The organism is Flavobacterium sp. FPG59 (assembly GCF_002150205.1).
Classification (GTDB): Bacteria; Bacteroidota; Bacteroidia; order Flavobacteriales; family Flavobacteriaceae; genus Flavobacterium.
The window spans coordinates 1-15,838 of sequence record NZ_MTCA01000062.1; the positions used below are offsets into that span (position 1 = coordinate 1).

At 34.3% G+C, this 15,838-nt stretch carries 11 protein-coding genes; 4 read left to right on the plus strand and 7 right to left on the minus strand.

The features are described from left to right. The first annotated feature begins 25 nt into the window (after positions 1-25). On the plus strand, positions 26-1,261 hold the full coding sequence (gene serB, locus FPG59_RS07735) for a phosphoserine phosphatase SerB (RefSeq protein WP_086454042.1): 1,236 nt from the start codon (positions 26-28) through the stop codon (positions 1,259-1,261). A gap of 454 nt (positions 1,262-1,715) precedes the next feature. On the opposite strand, the gene FPG59_RS07740 is transcribed toward serB, so the two are convergent. Next, entirely contained in the window at positions 1,716-2,387 is a 672-nt protein-coding gene (locus tag FPG59_RS07740) for a response regulator transcription factor (RefSeq protein WP_086454043.1), read from the minus strand. Between the two features lie 206 nt (positions 2,388-2,593). Beyond that, positions 2,594-4,105 (minus strand): GH3 auxin-responsive promoter family protein, encoded by a 1,512-nt coding sequence (locus FPG59_RS07745; protein ID WP_086454044.1) that lies wholly within the window; start codon positions 4,103-4,105, stop codon positions 2,594-2,596. A 95-nt stretch (positions 4,106-4,200) separates the two neighbouring features. Here FPG59_RS07745 and FPG59_RS07750 point away from each other — a divergent pair, with 95 nt between their 5' ends. After that, positions 4,201-4,995 (plus strand): DUF2797 domain-containing protein, encoded by a 795-nt coding sequence (locus FPG59_RS07750; RefSeq protein WP_086454045.1) that lies wholly within the window; start codon positions 4,201-4,203, stop codon positions 4,993-4,995. A gap of 232 nt (positions 4,996-5,227) precedes the next feature. Here the strand turns inward: FPG59_RS07750 and FPG59_RS07755 are convergent, their stop codons facing one another. Next, complete coding sequence (locus FPG59_RS07755; RefSeq protein WP_086454046.1) at positions 5,228-7,849, minus strand: AsmA-like C-terminal region-containing protein; 2,622 nt, start codon at positions 7,847-7,849, stop codon at positions 5,228-5,230. Positions 7,850-8,037: 188 nt separating this feature from the next. Beyond that, on the minus strand, positions 8,038-9,798 hold the full coding sequence (gene sppA, locus FPG59_RS07760; RefSeq protein ID WP_086454047.1) for a signal peptide peptidase SppA: 1,761 nt from the start codon (positions 9,796-9,798) through the stop codon (positions 8,038-8,040). Between the two features lie 133 nt (positions 9,799-9,931). On the opposite strand from sppA, the gene folK reads away from it, so the two are divergent. After that, on the plus strand, positions 9,932-11,077 hold the full coding sequence (gene folK, locus FPG59_RS07765; protein ID WP_086454048.1) for a 2-amino-4-hydroxy-6-hydroxymethyldihydropteridine diphosphokinase: 1,146 nt from the start codon (positions 9,932-9,934) through the stop codon (positions 11,075-11,077). On the opposite strand, the gene FPG59_RS07770 is transcribed toward folK, so the two are convergent. After that, positions 11,058-11,588 (minus strand): RNA methyltransferase, encoded by a 531-nt coding sequence (locus FPG59_RS07770; protein ID WP_086454049.1) that lies wholly within the window; start codon positions 11,586-11,588, stop codon positions 11,058-11,060. The genes folK and FPG59_RS07770 overlap by 20 nt on opposite strands. A 71-nt stretch (positions 11,589-11,659) precedes the next feature. Beyond that, positions 11,660-12,109 (minus strand): DUF1573 domain-containing protein, encoded by a 450-nt coding sequence (locus FPG59_RS07775; protein WP_086454050.1) that lies wholly within the window; start codon positions 12,107-12,109, stop codon positions 11,660-11,662. Between the two features lie 160 nt (positions 12,110-12,269). Between FPG59_RS07775 and mutS the strand changes: the two genes are divergently transcribed. Continuing rightward, positions 12,270-14,903, plus strand: a complete 2,634-nt coding sequence (gene mutS, locus FPG59_RS07780; protein ID WP_176330711.1) for a DNA mismatch repair protein MutS — start codon at positions 12,270-12,272, stop codon at positions 14,901-14,903. 3 nt (positions 14,904-14,906) lie between these two features. Here mutS and FPG59_RS16555 read toward each other — a convergent pair. Then, on the minus strand, positions 14,907-15,838 hold a 932-nt coding region (locus FPG59_RS16555; RefSeq protein ID WP_176330712.1), incomplete at its 5' end, for a hypothetical protein.

A 15,838-nucleotide genomic window follows, 5' to 3' on the forward strand; every position in this document is an offset into this window, starting at 1 on the left:
TGTTAGTACAATTTAATTAGGTCACATGGAAGTAGAGGACAAAGAGGTTATATTATTGAAAGTTTCAGGACAAGATAAGCCTGGAGTAACTGCTGGTTTAACATCAATTTTAGCCAATTATAATGCTATTATTTTAGATATTGGTCAAGCTGATATTCATGATACGCTATCCTTGGGTATATTATTTGAAATTCAGGCTGGATCAACATCAGGACCGGTTTTAAAAGATTTGTTATTCAAAGCCTATGAATTGGGGGTTAAAGTCAAATTTATTCCTATATCTATTGCCGAATATGAGATTTGGGTCAAAGGACAACGTAAACAAAGATATACAATCAATATTTTAGGGGAAACACTAACAGCGGTACAGATTGCTGCAGTGACCCAGATTTTATCCAATCAAAACTTGAATATTGATGCCATTAAGAGATTGACAGGACGTGTTTCCATTATTGAAAAAGAAGAATTCCCTCGTGCTTGCATTCAGCTTTCGGTAACGGGAACAATCGTTGATAAGTCTTTTATAACCGCTAGTTTTATGGAAATTTCGAGAACGCTTGATGTGGATATATCGTTTCAAGAGGACAATATGTATCGCAGAAATAGGCGTCTAGTGTGTTTTGATATGGACTCGACCTTGATTCAAACCGAAGTCATTGATGAGCTTGCAGAACTTGCTGGAGTAGGCGAGCAAGTTAAAGCAATTACAGAGGCCGCAATGAATGGCGAAATTGATTTTAGCGAAAGCTTTAAGCAAAGAATGGCTTTGTTAGAGGGTTTGAGTGAAGAAGTGTTGCAAACCGTTGCCGAAAATTTACCTATCACAAAAGGTGCGCATCGATTGATGAAGGCTTTAAAATATTATGGATACAAAACAGCTATTCTTTCTGGAGGTTTTACCTTTTTTGGGAACTATTTGCAAAAAGAATTGGGAATTGATTATGTTCATGCAAACGAACTAGAAATAAAAGATGGTAAGTTAACAGGCAATTACATAGGTGAAATTGTTGACGGTAAAAAGAAAGCCGAATACCTACAAGCCATTGCTGATAAAGAAGGTATTCATATCAATCAAACCATTGCGGTTGGTGATGGCGCAAATGATTTACCAATGTTAAATCTTGCTGGTCTTGGAATTGCTTTTCACGCGAAACCCACTGTTAAGGAGAAGGCAGAAAGTGCTATTTCTAGTTTAGGTCTGGATGGTGTTTTATACCTATTAGGATATCATGATAGACATATTGATATGATGGAGCATTAATCTTCTAGAAAATATAAAAAAAAGCACTCGTTATTCACGAGTGCTTAACTCCAAAAAAAATCTATGATGTATTTTGTGATGGCTATAAATCAAAAAATAGTATCAATAGATGTTTGAAACAGCTAACTGATAACAGTTTTCTTATTTCAAGTTGAGATGGATAAATCATCTCAACAAATTGTTTGATAGCACTAGAATGCTGATTTTTTAGTTTATAATTTCTTAAAAAAATAACTATATACTTCTAAAATTAATCCTAAAAGAAGTAGTAGGTCCTTCGTCAGATTAGTATGAATAGCGTAAAATCAATCTAGTGCTTTCAATTTTTAACAAACGCTTAATAGAACAGAAAATTGGGGGCATTCTGTTTTTTTAAACTTCTACTTTGCAAATCTAATGTAAGATTTTGGATTAATTTTACGGTTTTTATGTTAAAATTTTACGGTTTTTTGGATTAGAGGATCCCTATTTTTTTTGCTTCGTCTATGATATCTTTATCGGTTCCTTTATCAACTAAAAGCTGGATTTTAATATTTGACTTCCTTTTTTCAATAGTGCTTAATGACAGTTCAAGTTGTTCTGTCATGTCTTTAGTCCTTATGCCGCGGGATAGTAAGGCCAATATTTCACAATCAATGGCATCAAAATCAAGTTTTTTTATAATATCTTGACGTAACACTTTGTGAATAGTGGTGCTGTAAAATTTTTGCCCAACTACTATTTCTTGATAAGCGGTCATCAGGGATTGTGCGTTAATGTCATTCTTTAATATAAAACCTTCGGGATTTATTCTCTCAATTGCATTGTGTAAGAGGAGAGGTTCACTATGCATGGTTAATAAAATGATTTTACATTTAGGAAAGTACTGTCTGATAAGAATTCCTAAATCAATACCGTTTTGAATGTTTCTGTCTTCATAAGGAGGTAAACTAATGTCTAAAAAAGCTACGTCTAATGTTAACTGAGAATGATTCCTATCCCTTATTTTGTTGTATGCTTCTTGACATGAAAATGCGGTAGTAAAATGTTTTGGAATAGTAGCGTTTTCAAGTCGGGATAGTATATTGATATAGGCATCAATAGTAATAGGATGATCGTCTACAAGAAGAAGGTTATGTGTTGTCATTAAATGAATTGCATTTTAAAATGCTAATATAGAATAATGTATTTTGCGTTCAAATAGATATTTAAAATACTTTTTTATTTCTTACTCATTGAGATATCATCTTGAAGTTAGATTTTGTTAAAATTGCTATTACAATATTTATTAAGGAATAGTACTTCTATTTAATTTATACAATCTCAATTCATTTCGATCACGTATATTTTTTTTTACTGCAGCTCCTTCAATTGCTCAAGATAGTCCCTCTGATTTGATAATCTTGGTACTTTGTGTTGCCCGCCTAGTTTGTCTCGGTCTTTTAACCAGTCGTAAAATAAATTTTTACGTGCTATATTGATCACCAATGGGTTTAAAGTCATGTTGTTGTAACGTTTGGCTTCGTAGTCAGAGTTTAAAGATTGTATGGATTCATCTAATACTTTCTGAAATTGCAATACATCAGTAGGGTTGTCTTTAAACTCAATCATCCATTCGTGAGCGCCTTTCTCTTTGCCTTCCATAAAAATGGGTGCCACGGTATAATCCACCACTTCGGTATGAGTAATTTTACAAGCTTGTGCAATGGCTTGATCCGTGTTTTCAACCATTAATTCTTCCCCAAAAACATTGATATGATGTTTCGTTCTGCCTGTAACTCTTATTCTGTAAGGATTTAAAGAGGTAAAACGCACCGTATCGCCTATCATGTAGCGCCACAAACCTGAGTTGGTCGTAATCACAATGGCGTAGTTTTTAAATAATTCTACATCTGCTAGTCGAATTGCTTTTTGGTTTGGCGTACCAAAAGTATCCATCGGAATGAACTCATAAAAAATCCCGTAGTCCAACATCAACAACAAATCACTAGAGTAATTTAAATCTTGAATAGCAAAAAAACCTTCGGAGGCATTGTATATTTCGTAGTATTTAAAATCCTTTTTAGGAAGTATTTTTTGGTACTGCTCACGGTACGGTTCAAAATTAACACCGCCATGAAAATAGACTTCTAAGTTGGGCCAAAGTTCTAGTAAATTGCCTTTGCCAGTTTCCTCTAGCATTTTATTCATTAATACCAGCATCCAGGAAGGAACACCTGCAAAACTAGTTACATTTTCATTTTTGGTCTCGTTGATAATGGCAGCAATTTTAGTTTCCCATTCGCTCATCAAGGAGGTTTTGCTGCTTGGTGTACTGCTAAACTCCGCCCAAATAGGCATGTTCTCTATTAAAATTGCCGACAAGTCACCAAAAAACGTATTCTTGTCTTCGTAAATTTGGGAACTGCCACCTAAACGCAAACTTTTCCCCACAAACAGTTCTGAGTCTTCATTGTTATTCAAGTATAAGCAAAGTAAATCTTTGCTGCCTTTGTAATGACAATCTTCTAATGCTTCGTTACTTACTGGGATAAATTTACTCTTAGCATTTGTGGTGCCGCTTGATTTAGCAAACCATTTTATGGGTGTTTCCCAAAAAACATTTTGTTCTCCTTGGCGAGTTCGTTCAATAAGGGGTTGTAATTCTTCGTAGCTAGATATAGGAACTCGATCTGCAAAGGCGGCATAGGTTTGTATAGATGCAAACTCATATTCTTTGCCAACAACTGTATTCTTTGAGGATTGTATCAAGTGCATAAGCAATTCTTCCTGAACTTCATTAGGGTATTTCAAGAAAAGTTCGATTTGATGAATCCTTTGTTTAAGAACCCAAGAAGCAAACGAATTGATTATGGTTAGCGGCATTTTTAAATTATGAATTATGAATTACGAATGATAACTTTACCAAAAATAACAAAATTTGTTTAACAACTTGTGTTAAACCCGAAACTTTAAAGCGCATGACTTACGAAGGTGTACTTGCAAAAATGCAAACCGAATTGGGTAATCCCATTCAATATTACTTGGTTTTTGAAGATAGTTTTTTGAACGTGAATCAGTTACTGAATAAAGAGCTAGAGATCAATTTTGTAGGCTATCAATGTTTAAATTGTGGCAAAAAGAAAAAAATATTCCGTCAAGGTTTTTGTTACGATTGTTTTTATTCCAGCCCAGCCGTGGGCGATTGGATTATGAAACCCGAGTTAAGTACCGCGCATCTTGGAATTCAAGACCGGGATTTAGCCTATGAACAAAAAGTGCAATTGCAACCGCATATTGTTTACCTGGCCTTATCCAGCGAAGTAAAAGTAGGTGTGACTCGCAAAACGCAAGTCCCAACCCGATGGATAGATCAAGGTGCCAACCAGGCTATTTCAATTGTAGAAGTGCCTAATAGATATCTAGCTGGAATTACCGAGGTAGCACTCAAAAACCATTATGCTGATAAAACCAATTGGCGAAAAATGCTCACTAACAATGTAGAGCAAATTGATTTAGTTGCAGAGCGTTTAAAATTAGAAAATCTAATTCCAAATGAAGTTCAGGAATATTTTCATGCTCAAAAAAATGATTTGTATGAAATGCATTATCCCGTTCTAGACTATCCTGCTAAAGTAAACAGTTTAAGCTTGGACAAAACACCACAATTTAAAGGCAAACTTACCGGGATAAAAGGGCAATATTTGCTTTTTGAAAACGGTACCGTATTTAACATCCGTGGTTCAGAGGGGTATGTAGTATCTCTTGCAGTATAAAAAGTTCTAGGGCGTATCCTTTTTTTAAAATTGGAAAAATTTTTAAAAAAAGGCCAGGCTGTTCGCTATATCTTTTATTCCGCTGCGCTGCATAAAAGGATGCCGCTGCCATCCTTTACGCACGCAAACCCGTTGCAGCAGCACACCTATACTAGGAACTATACTAAAATTACAAACAAAAAAAGAGGAATTTCACTTAGTGAACTCCTCTTTCCTATTTTATAAAACGTTCTTAATTTACTTTAGTAGTATCTACAGCTTTCTTTTTCTTTTTAAACAAACCGTTGAGCAAATCGGCTGCTTTTGCTTTTACTTCTTCTTTTGCCGCAGGTGTACTTGGCTTAGCTGTTTTTGTAGTATCACCTGGTTTTTTATTCTTGTTGATATAATCTGTAATTGCTGAGGTTCCTTTTTTAACCAATCGATCTTTTTGTTGGTTTACCAGTTGTGTTGTAAGCTTAGTGACTGCCGTCTTTACATCAGTTGTAATTCTCGGATTTGTAAAACTACCAACTAAAGAAGCATTGATAGGTAAATTCTCTAGTTTGGCAGCATCAGCAGGTGTCAGTTTGGCTAGCAACGCATTGGCCTCCGAGCCTAAATATTTGGCGGGCACATCAAATTTTAAAGTGTAATTCATGCTTTGGTCAAAACCATGCGTCCCACCCACAGTAGCTTTGATGTCTTTGTATTTAATATCAAATGGCTTTACATTTACCTTCCCGTCCTTGAACGTGATGGCTGCTTTAATGTCATTTAAATTAATTTTGTTGACATCAATAAATTTGATGTTAGACCCAATTGCTTTCAACAAAGTAGAATTATTTGCGTTTACAGTTGATGACATCAATTGACCCAGTAAATCTCCGGTAAGGGTTTTTAAATCGGGTGTAAATTCAGTTGCATCTAGGTTTCCGTTCAGTTTAATGCTAGAGTTCAGCTTCCCGTTGATGATACCGGCAATAGGCGCAATTTTTTTCAGCATATCTAGCTGCGTAAATGATTGTGCAATATCAACTTGATTTAATTTCAAATCCATGTTAAAAACGGGAGTCTTTCCTTTAGTAGAAACAGCTCCGTTTACGCCAATTGTTCCTCCAAAAATAGATGTTTTTACGTTTTGTAAACTTACCTTTTGGTCTCTTACGGTCAATTTTCCAGATACATCTCTTAGTGTAAGGTTGTCATATAAAACCGTAGTAGCTTTTGCGGTAAGCGTACAGTTTAAGAACGCAGGAATCTTCATGGCATCAGCTTTTTTAGCTGTACCAGCTTCGGTTTTTGCAGGTTCGCCTGTCGTCATAAAATCATCAACAGCTAATTGTTTAGAGGTCATGTTAAAATTTCCTTTTAGTTCTTGATTTCTAAAGATAAATCCATAAAAATTCTCTAAAATTCCACTTACACTAATATCGCTTTTTCCTGTTGTAGCATTCAATTGTTTTAAATTCACTTGGCTAGGATTGAACTGAACCACTGCCGTGCTTATGTTCATTGTTTTTCCGTTTTCGTCAGCGTATTTAAAACCAGATAAACTCATGTTACCGGCATTCTTTATTTTTTCATAGTCGCTTTTCTCTACAGATTGCATGTCAAATTTTGTAGTAACATCAGCTTTTAAAATACCTGATAAAGGTTTGTCAAGTTTGATAGGATAGGCTTTAGAAAGATTAGCTAAATTAATAGTTCCTTTTAATGCGGCATCAACTAGTGCGTTTTGGGTCACGTTTCTAATATTGGCTTTGGCATTAAATACATCCTGGTCAATTTGAAATGAGAGTCGGTCTAGGTTTACATAAGTGTCATTAAGAATTCCTGTTTCGTTGATAATTTTGGTGTCAATTATAATTTTATCAACTGATTTAGGCAAGTTCGGATATTGAAACGAAGCATTGTTTGAGGCAATGGCTATGTTAAACTTTGGAACAGTAGTCTCAGAGTACAACCCTTTTGCAAAACCAACTATGGTGAAATCTCCAGTAGTTTTTACATTGTCTAAACTAGCGGCGTAGGCTTCAGGGATAATCCCTAAGAAGTTTTTGAATGAGGAGGTAGGTGTTTTAAACTTTAAGTCATATTGTTGTCCTTTTGGCATTATTTGTATAAAACCATCAAATTCTAACGGCAATTGGTTGATTAAGGCTTTGTTTTCTTTAAACGTATATTTGCTTTGCGCCAAATCAATTCCTAAAACGGCATCTAGTGTCAAGGCAACTTTATTCATATAGTTGACCTTGTCCAGATTGAGAGAAACTTTGGCTGTAGTTTTAGTGTCTAAGTCTAATTTTTGTGCGGCAAAATCTCCTGTCCCTTCATGGTTAAGACTATCAATGACCATTTTAATTTTAGAACTTTCATCAAAATAGCGAAATTGAAAGTTCTCAATTTTATAATCTTTGATTTTTAGTAGTAATGGACTACTTGGACCTTCTTCTTTTGTTTTTTGATCTTTAAGAGCAATATCAAAGTTGCCAATTCCATTTTTATTGAAAATGATATTAATTAAACCATCTTTAGAGTAAATACCATCAATAGCAATGGCTTCTTTTTTATCCTTAAAAAGTTCTTTGATAGACATTTTTAAGTCTAATTCTCCCAGTGAAACAAGAGTGTCACCTTCAAACGGAGCTTTATTGATTATGACAAATTTTTCTAAGGTTACATTTGCATTTGGAAAATTTTTAAAAAGACTTAAATCTGCTTCTGCAAAGGTTACTTTGGCATCTACATTGGCGTTTATAGCCTCAGATATTTTTGCTTTTATCTGGTCTTTGAATAAAAACGGTGCTGCAAATAGCGTTACTACCAAAAGTAATACTAGGATTCCGATGATTTTTAAAATTTTCTTTACCATAATGTTTTAGTTTTTAATGGGGTAAGACCAAGGAGAATTTTGGTCAACTCCATACAAAAATAATAGTTTCTTGGGGAAATTGTATGTAATGTTTTCATAAAACCCAAAAATCTTTATTATTTGAAAACAAAAAAATCCGCTAGAGTATCATACTCAAGCGGATTTTGTAAGCTTTTGACTTTTATTAATTACCTAATGTTGATTTCATAAGGCAATATAGCTTGTATACCTTTGCGGTTTTGAAGCTTTTTTATCTCCTGCATCACACGGTAATTTTCTTCTCCAATTTCTTCTTTGATAAATGTTGCCTTTGAACTAGCAAATGGGAATCCAGCAAATAACTCTTCAAAATTTTTCTCGTATTCAGGATAATTTTGAGTGCTGTATGTTTCTATTTTAGCCAGTTTAGCAGCATTTGCAATAGCATCATCAAGACCACCTATTTTGTCTACAAGTCCTATTTTTAGTGCCTCAGATCCTGTCCATACTCTTCCTTGAGCAATGGCGTCTACTTGAGCAAAGGTCATTTTTCTTCCTGTAGCTACATGCGTTACAAATGTTTTGTAGATGTGTTCTACCCCTTCAAGAGTAACAGCTTTAAAGTTTTCGTCTAATGGTACAAATGGGCTATAATCAGCAGCATTAGTATGCGTTTTAACTTGCTCGGTATAAATTCCCATCTTTGTTGCCAGTGGCGTAAAATTTGGTAAAACTCCAAAAACTCCTATTGATCCCGTAATGGTATTTTCTTCAGCAAAAATAGTATTGGCGTTACAAGCGATATAATAACCTCCTGATGCTGCATAATTCCCCATGGAAACTACAATAGGTTTTACTTTTTTGGTCAATTCTATTTCTCTCCAAATCAAGTCAGATGTCAGTGCGCTTCCGCCTGGACTGTCTATTCGTAAAACAATTGCTTTGACGTCTTTATTATTTCTGGCTTCTTCCAATGAGCGACGCATAGATCCTTCACCTATTACTGTTACATCTCCTTCGCCACCCATAATTTCTCCCTGAGCATAAATAACTGCAATTTCATTTGAGCTATCTTTTGATAGGGAGGTTGTGGCTACTTTTTGTGCATAATCAACAACAGATATAGTGTTGTATTCTTCGTCTTTGTCTACTTTCAAAATCTTCTTAATGGCATCATGGTATACATCTTCGTAGGCAATAATATCTACCAGTTTTTGTGCTTTTGCCATTTCTGGTGTTCTAGCTTGCAGGCTATTGGCAATTTCATTTAGCTTTGCCACTGGAATATTTCTGCTTTTTGAAATGTCATTTACAACAGAATTCCAAACAGAGGTTAACAAAGCTGTAGTTTGCTCTCTATTGGCGTCACTCATCTTGTTTTCAAGAAAAGGTTCTACCGCACTTTTGTACTTTCCGTGACGGATCACTTCCATTTTCAGTCCTGATTTTTCTTGGAAATCTTTGAAAAACATAATTTCGGATGAAAGACCTTTAAAGTCCATTTCTCCAACAGGATTGATGTAAATAGGACTCGCAACAGAGTTGATGTAGTACTCTTTTTGCGAATACACATTGGCGTAAGCCATGACAAATTTGCCTGATTTTTTAAAACTTTCTAGCGCATCACGCAAGGATTTGCTTTGTGCCATACCTAATCCAGAATTGCTATTCAAAATAGATATTCCTTTAATATCATCATCTGTTTTTGCTTCCTCGATAGCATTTAGTATGTCAATCAAGCCTATGGTTTTGTTTTCTGAGAAAACGGTAACCCAAGGGTCCTTGTATTTCCCTGCATAATCATTTTGTATATTTCCTAAATCCAACTCGATAACCGAATTTTTTTCAACTACAACTCCTTCAGATTCGCCACCAAAAATGGCTCCAAGTAGAACAATGCCAAAGAAAAACAACATGAAAAACACAAAAATACCAATGATGGTAGCTAATACATTTCCTAAAAATTTCATACTTATATTTTTTTAATAAGTCTCTGAAACCATCGTATTGTTACATAATTGAGAGACTTTTTTATGTTTATTATTTTATGCATAGCTCAATTTGATATATTCTAAAATTCTTTTAGTTAATTTGCACCCCATTATGAAATCACAACATCAAGTCATATTATCCATAGGAAGTAATCAAGGAAATCGCAAGGAAAACATCCTTCAATGCCTGCACTTAATACATCAAGAGGTTGGTACAATTATCAAAACCTCTAAGTTATATGAATCACCCGCTTGGGGTTTTGAGAGTGAAGCCTTTTATAATTGTGCTGTACTAATTCACACGTATCAAGCGGCGCATAAAGTTTTGAATCAGGTTTTAAAAATTGAAAAACGTTTGGGACGTTTTCCTAATCTATCAACTGAATACCAATCCAGAGTAATTGATATTGATATTGTTGCTTTTGATGATGATGTTATTGCTACTGAAAAACTACAGGTGCCACATCCTTTAATGCAAAACAGGAATTTTGTTTTGGTTCCCACTTTAGATCTAAATCTGTATTGGAAACACCCGCTTTTACATAAAAATGTTTCGGAGTTGCTGGCGTGTACTCCAGACACAAGCGCTTGCGTGTACGTACAAGATCTTGATGAACCGTTGCGGAACATTCCGCTAGAGCATTATAATTACGTAGCTTTTGAAGGGAATATTGGCGCAGGAAAAACAACCTTAGCATCAAAAATAGCGGAGGATTTTAATGCTAAAACAGTCTTAGAACGATTTGCCGATAATCCTTTTTTGCCAAAATTTTATAAAGATCAAAACCGTTATGCCTTTCCACTAGAGATGTCTTTCCTTGCCGATAGGTATCAGCAATTATCAGATGACTTGGCGCAATTTGATTTGTTTAAAGATTTTTTAGTTGCTGATTATCATATTTTTAAATCGTTGATTTTTGCTAAGATTACACTTGCTGAAGATGAATACCGCTTGTATCGCAACTTGTTTGATATCATTTACAAAGAAATGCCTAAGCCAGATTTATACGTTTATTTATATCAAAATTCAGAGCGCCTGCTGCAAAACATCAAGAAAAGAGGACGCAGTTATGAGCAAAAAATCCCAGCCGATTATCTAGATAAAATAAATAGTGGCTATTTAGATTACATTAAATCTCAAACGGATCTCAATGTGTTGATTATTGATGTGTCTGATAGAGATTTTGTTAAAAATCAAGAAGACTACTTGTTTATCCTGAACGAAATTCAAAAGAAGATCAATACTGGAACTGTTTAAATAAATCCCAAACAACGATCCCAGCACTTACAGATATGTTTAAGGAATGTTTTGTTCCTAACTGAGGGATTTCAATACAACCAGTACATAATGCCACCGCTTCTTGAGAGACACCATGGACTTCATTGCCAAAAACTAAAGCGTATTTTTTATCTTTTTCAACTTCAAAATTTTGAAGATAAACAGCACGCTCTACTTGTTCAATAGCTAGAGTAATCACATTTTCATTGTTTAATTTTTCAATCACCTCCAAGACGCTATCGTAATGTTTCCAAGCAACAGTGTCTGTAGCGCCTAGTGCTGTTTTATGAATTTCTTTGTTAGGAGGAGTGGCTGTAATGCCGCACAGATAAATTTTTTCAATTAAAAAAGCATCCGCGGTACGAAACACAGATCCGATATTGTGTAAACTTCTAATATCATCTAACACCAGTATCAGGGGTGTTTTTGTAGATTTTTTAAAGGTTTCAATTGATTTACGTTCGAGTTCACTGTTTTCTAACTTTCTCATGGTGTGTAATTATTCAAAAAAAAAAGCTTCCAATTTTACAGGAAGCTTTAGAGTATTTGTTGTAAAAAGAATTAGCTTTTTGATGTTTCAGCTGCTAAAACGTTTCCTTTGATAGTAAGTGTTTTAGTAGGAACAACTGCGTTTGATGTTAACGTGATTGTTTTTGTAAACGGCTGTCCTCCTCTTGAAGTATCATATTTCACTCCAATAACTCCTTTTGCTCCAGGAGCAATAGGCTCTTTAGGGTAACTAGGTACAGTACAACCACATGATCCTTGTGCATTTGTAATGATCAATGGTTTGTTTCCGTTGTTTGTAAATACAAATTCTCTTCTTCCATCAGAGTTGTGAGCAACAGTACCGTAATCAATAGTTTCTGTTACAAAAACCATTCCAGCTCCATTTACTTTTGTAGCAGCAATTTTAGCTTTTACCGGTTTTAGTTTTTTTGTAGTTTCTTGTGCGTTCATACCTGTTATCCCAAAGGTAACTAGCATAGCTAAAGCAATTATTTTTTTCATGTCAGTATAATATTAAATTGTAAGCACAAATTTAATTAAAAAAATATATGTTACATCTAAAAATTAGATTAAAATGAATACTTTACTTTGAATAGCGTTCAATTTTGTTTAAAAATCTATAAATTCGCCTAAATTTTAATTTCCAAATACCTCAAAAAAAGTGGCGTCAAAAGATAAAATAGTCAAGGAAACACCATTGATGAAACAATATAACGAGATAAAAAGAAAGTATCCAGATGCTTGCTTATTGTTTCGTGTGGGTGATTTTTATGAAACCTTTGGCGAAGATGCGGTTCGAGCCTCAAAAATTCTTGGAATTGTTTTGACCAAGCGTGGCGCAGGATCCGAAGGAGAAACTGCCTTGGCAGGTTTTCCACATCATTCCTTGAATACCTATTTGCCTAAGCTTGTCAAAGCAGGTTTGCGTGTCGCAATTTGCGATCAGCTCGAAGATCCAAAAATGACCAAAACCATTGTAAAACGTGGAGTTACGGAACTCGTTACGCCAGGGGTTTCAATGAACGATGAGGTTTTGCAATCTAAAACAAATAATTTTCTTGCGGCAATTTATTTTGCCAATAAAATCATAGGGATTTCTTTTCTGGATGTTTCAACAGGGGAGTTTTTAACCGCTCAAGGCAACGCCGAATATATCGATAAGTTGCTTCAAAATTTTAGTCCAAGTGAAGTTTTGATTCCAAAAAATAAAAAAGGGGAATTTAAAGAAGCTTTTGGAGAAGACTTTCATAATTTTTATCTGGAAGATTGGGTTTTCAAGGAAGATTATGCCTTTGAAACGCTTACAAAACATTTTCAAACCGTTTCTTTAAAAGGTTTTGGTGTTGAAGATTTGAACGAAGGTATCATTGCATCTGGAGCCATATTGTATTATTTGTCCGAAACGCAACACAATAAGGTGCAACACATAACTTCCATACAGCGTATTGCTGAGGATGCTTATGTATGGATGGATCGCTTTACCATTCGCAACTTAGAGCTTTACCACAGTTACAATCCAAATGCGGTCACCTTGCTTGATGTGATTGATAAAACGCTTTCGCCAATGGGTGGAAGACTACTAAAAAGATGGTTAGCTTTACCTTTAAAAGACAGTCATAAAATAAAAGGCAGGCATCAAGTGGTGTCTTATCTAAAAGAGAATCAGAGTGTTTTAAAGAACATTCAAAATCAAATCAAACAAATATCCGACTTAGAACGATTGATTTCTAAAATTGCTGCTGGCAAAGTGTCGCCACGCGAAGTGATTTACTTGAAAGAATCTCTTGATGCTATAATTCCCATAAAAACACTTGCTTTACAAAGTCAGCAAGAAGCAGTAAAAGTAATAGGGGATAGCTTGCATAGTTGCGATTTGCTGCGCGAAAAAATTAAATCGGTTTTAAATCAAGATGCTCCAGTGGCTATTGCCAAAGGAAATGCTATTGCGCCAGGAGTTCACGCTGAACTAGACGAGTTGAGAGCCATTTCAACTTCAGGTAAGGAATTTTTAGAGGGTATTGAAAAACGCGAATCACAAGCAACGGGGATTTCGTCGTTGAAAATCTCTTTCAATAATGTTTTTGGCTACTATATTGAAGTGCGTAATATGCACAAAGATAAAGTGCCTACCGAATGGATCAGGAAACAAACACTAGTCAATGCAGAACGGTATATTACGGAAGAACTAAAAGAATACGAAACTAAAATCCTAGGCGCCGAGGAAAAAATTCATAAAATAGAAGTCGAATTATTTGAGCAATTGGTGAGTTGGATTGCAACGTACATCAAACCAGTTCAAATGAACGCTAATTTAATTGCACAACTTGATTGCTTGTGCTCATTTACTCAGTTAGCTGTTGAGAATAAGTATGTTTGTCCTGAACTTGATGATAGTTTTGAATTGGATATCAAAAACGGAAGGCATCCTGTGATAGAAAAACAATTGCCTGTAGGGACGCCTTATATTGCAAATGATGTTTTTTTGGATAGAGAGACACAGCAATTAATAATGATTACAGGACCTAACATGTCTGGTAAATCAGCAATATTAAGACAAACCGCCTTAATTGTACTTTTGGCGCAAATGGGAAGTTTTGTCCCTGCCGAAAGTTTACGAATGGGAATTGTAGATAAAATTTTTACAAGAGTAGGAGCAAGCGATAACATCTCTATGGGTGAGTCTACTTTTATGGTTGAAATGAATGAAACGGCATCTATCTTGAATAATATCTCAGATCGAAGTTTAGTTTTATTGGATGAAATTGGTCGAGGAACCAGCACCTATGATGGAATTTCGATTGCTTGGGCCATAGCCGAATTTTTACACGAACACCCATCTCAGCCTAAAACCTTATTCGCTACGCATTACCACGAGTTGAATGAAATGAGTGAATCATTAACACGTATACAAAATTACAATGTGGCTGTCAAAGAATTAAAAGACAATGTTCTTTTTATTCGAAAATTAGTAAAAGGAGGAAGTGCACATAGTTTTGGGATTCATGTAGCCAAAATGGCTGGAATGCCTCAAATAGTGATTTTAAAAGCCCAAAAGTTACTCAAAAAATTAGAGCGTAACCATTCTAGTGATGCCTTAAATGGGACTAAAACTTCAAAGCAGGGATCAATACTAAAAGGGGAGCCAGAAGAGCCAATGCAAATGAGTTTCTTTAACCTTGACGATCCTTTACTTGAAGAAATAAAAGAAGAGATCATTAGTCTTGATATTAATACCATAACGCCTATGGAGGCATTAATGAAACTCAATGAAATTAAAAGAATGTTGAGTAGGTAGCAATTAAAATTTATATTTAGCGCCAATATTGATATAACCGGCTAATGTTGAAACGATAGTTTCTGTGTTGAATCCTATATTGTTGCTATTGGTAAGTATTTCCGCATTGTTGATATTTAATATATTATGAGCATTACAGTAGAATTCCCAATTTGAATTTTTAGTGGAATATCGTATGTTAGGTGATATTTGAAGCATTCTTCTTTCGGAACTATCTAATTTAAATATTGTATTTGTAGCTGTTAAATTCCAATAAAAGTCTTTTTTAAACATACCATTTAAACCTATGTAATTTTGTAAAGTGTATTGTTTGTTTTTTAAACCGTTATTAGTAAAATTTGAAAAGGAATAATTATAGCCTATTTTTAAATGAATAGGTGAATGTTTGAAATTAGATTTTAAGTTAACAGAATTAGAAAAATAGTTTGAGCTATATTTTGAAAGAATAGAATTTATAAAAAATTCTTTTTCTACTTTATTGAAATCAATATTAAAATTTAAATTAAAGTGATTAATTTTTTTTTCAAAAAAGAACATTAAAGTTGTCAACTTATCTTTTGGACTAATGATATATTGTGTGATAATAAAATTGTTGTTGTAAATCAAATTAGAACCTAAGGACTTGTTTGTATAAGTGTGATTTAAATTGAATATTAATGAAGTATTATTAATAACATTGAATTTGAAGTAATTCAGATTTAATTTGTTTATCGGAAATAAAGTATTGGGCATCAGATTTAAATTTTTCCAAATGTTTCTATAGTCTTTAATCTGATAGTTCTCAATTAGATTATCTTGATTGGTAATGTTGTTTGTTAATGAATTTGAAATTTGTAAGTTGGAGTTATTGCCAAATGCGAATTTTAAGGAAGCGGTATAGCCTATAAAATTATTTGCATATATGTCCTTATTATTAACGATTTGTTCTATTTGAT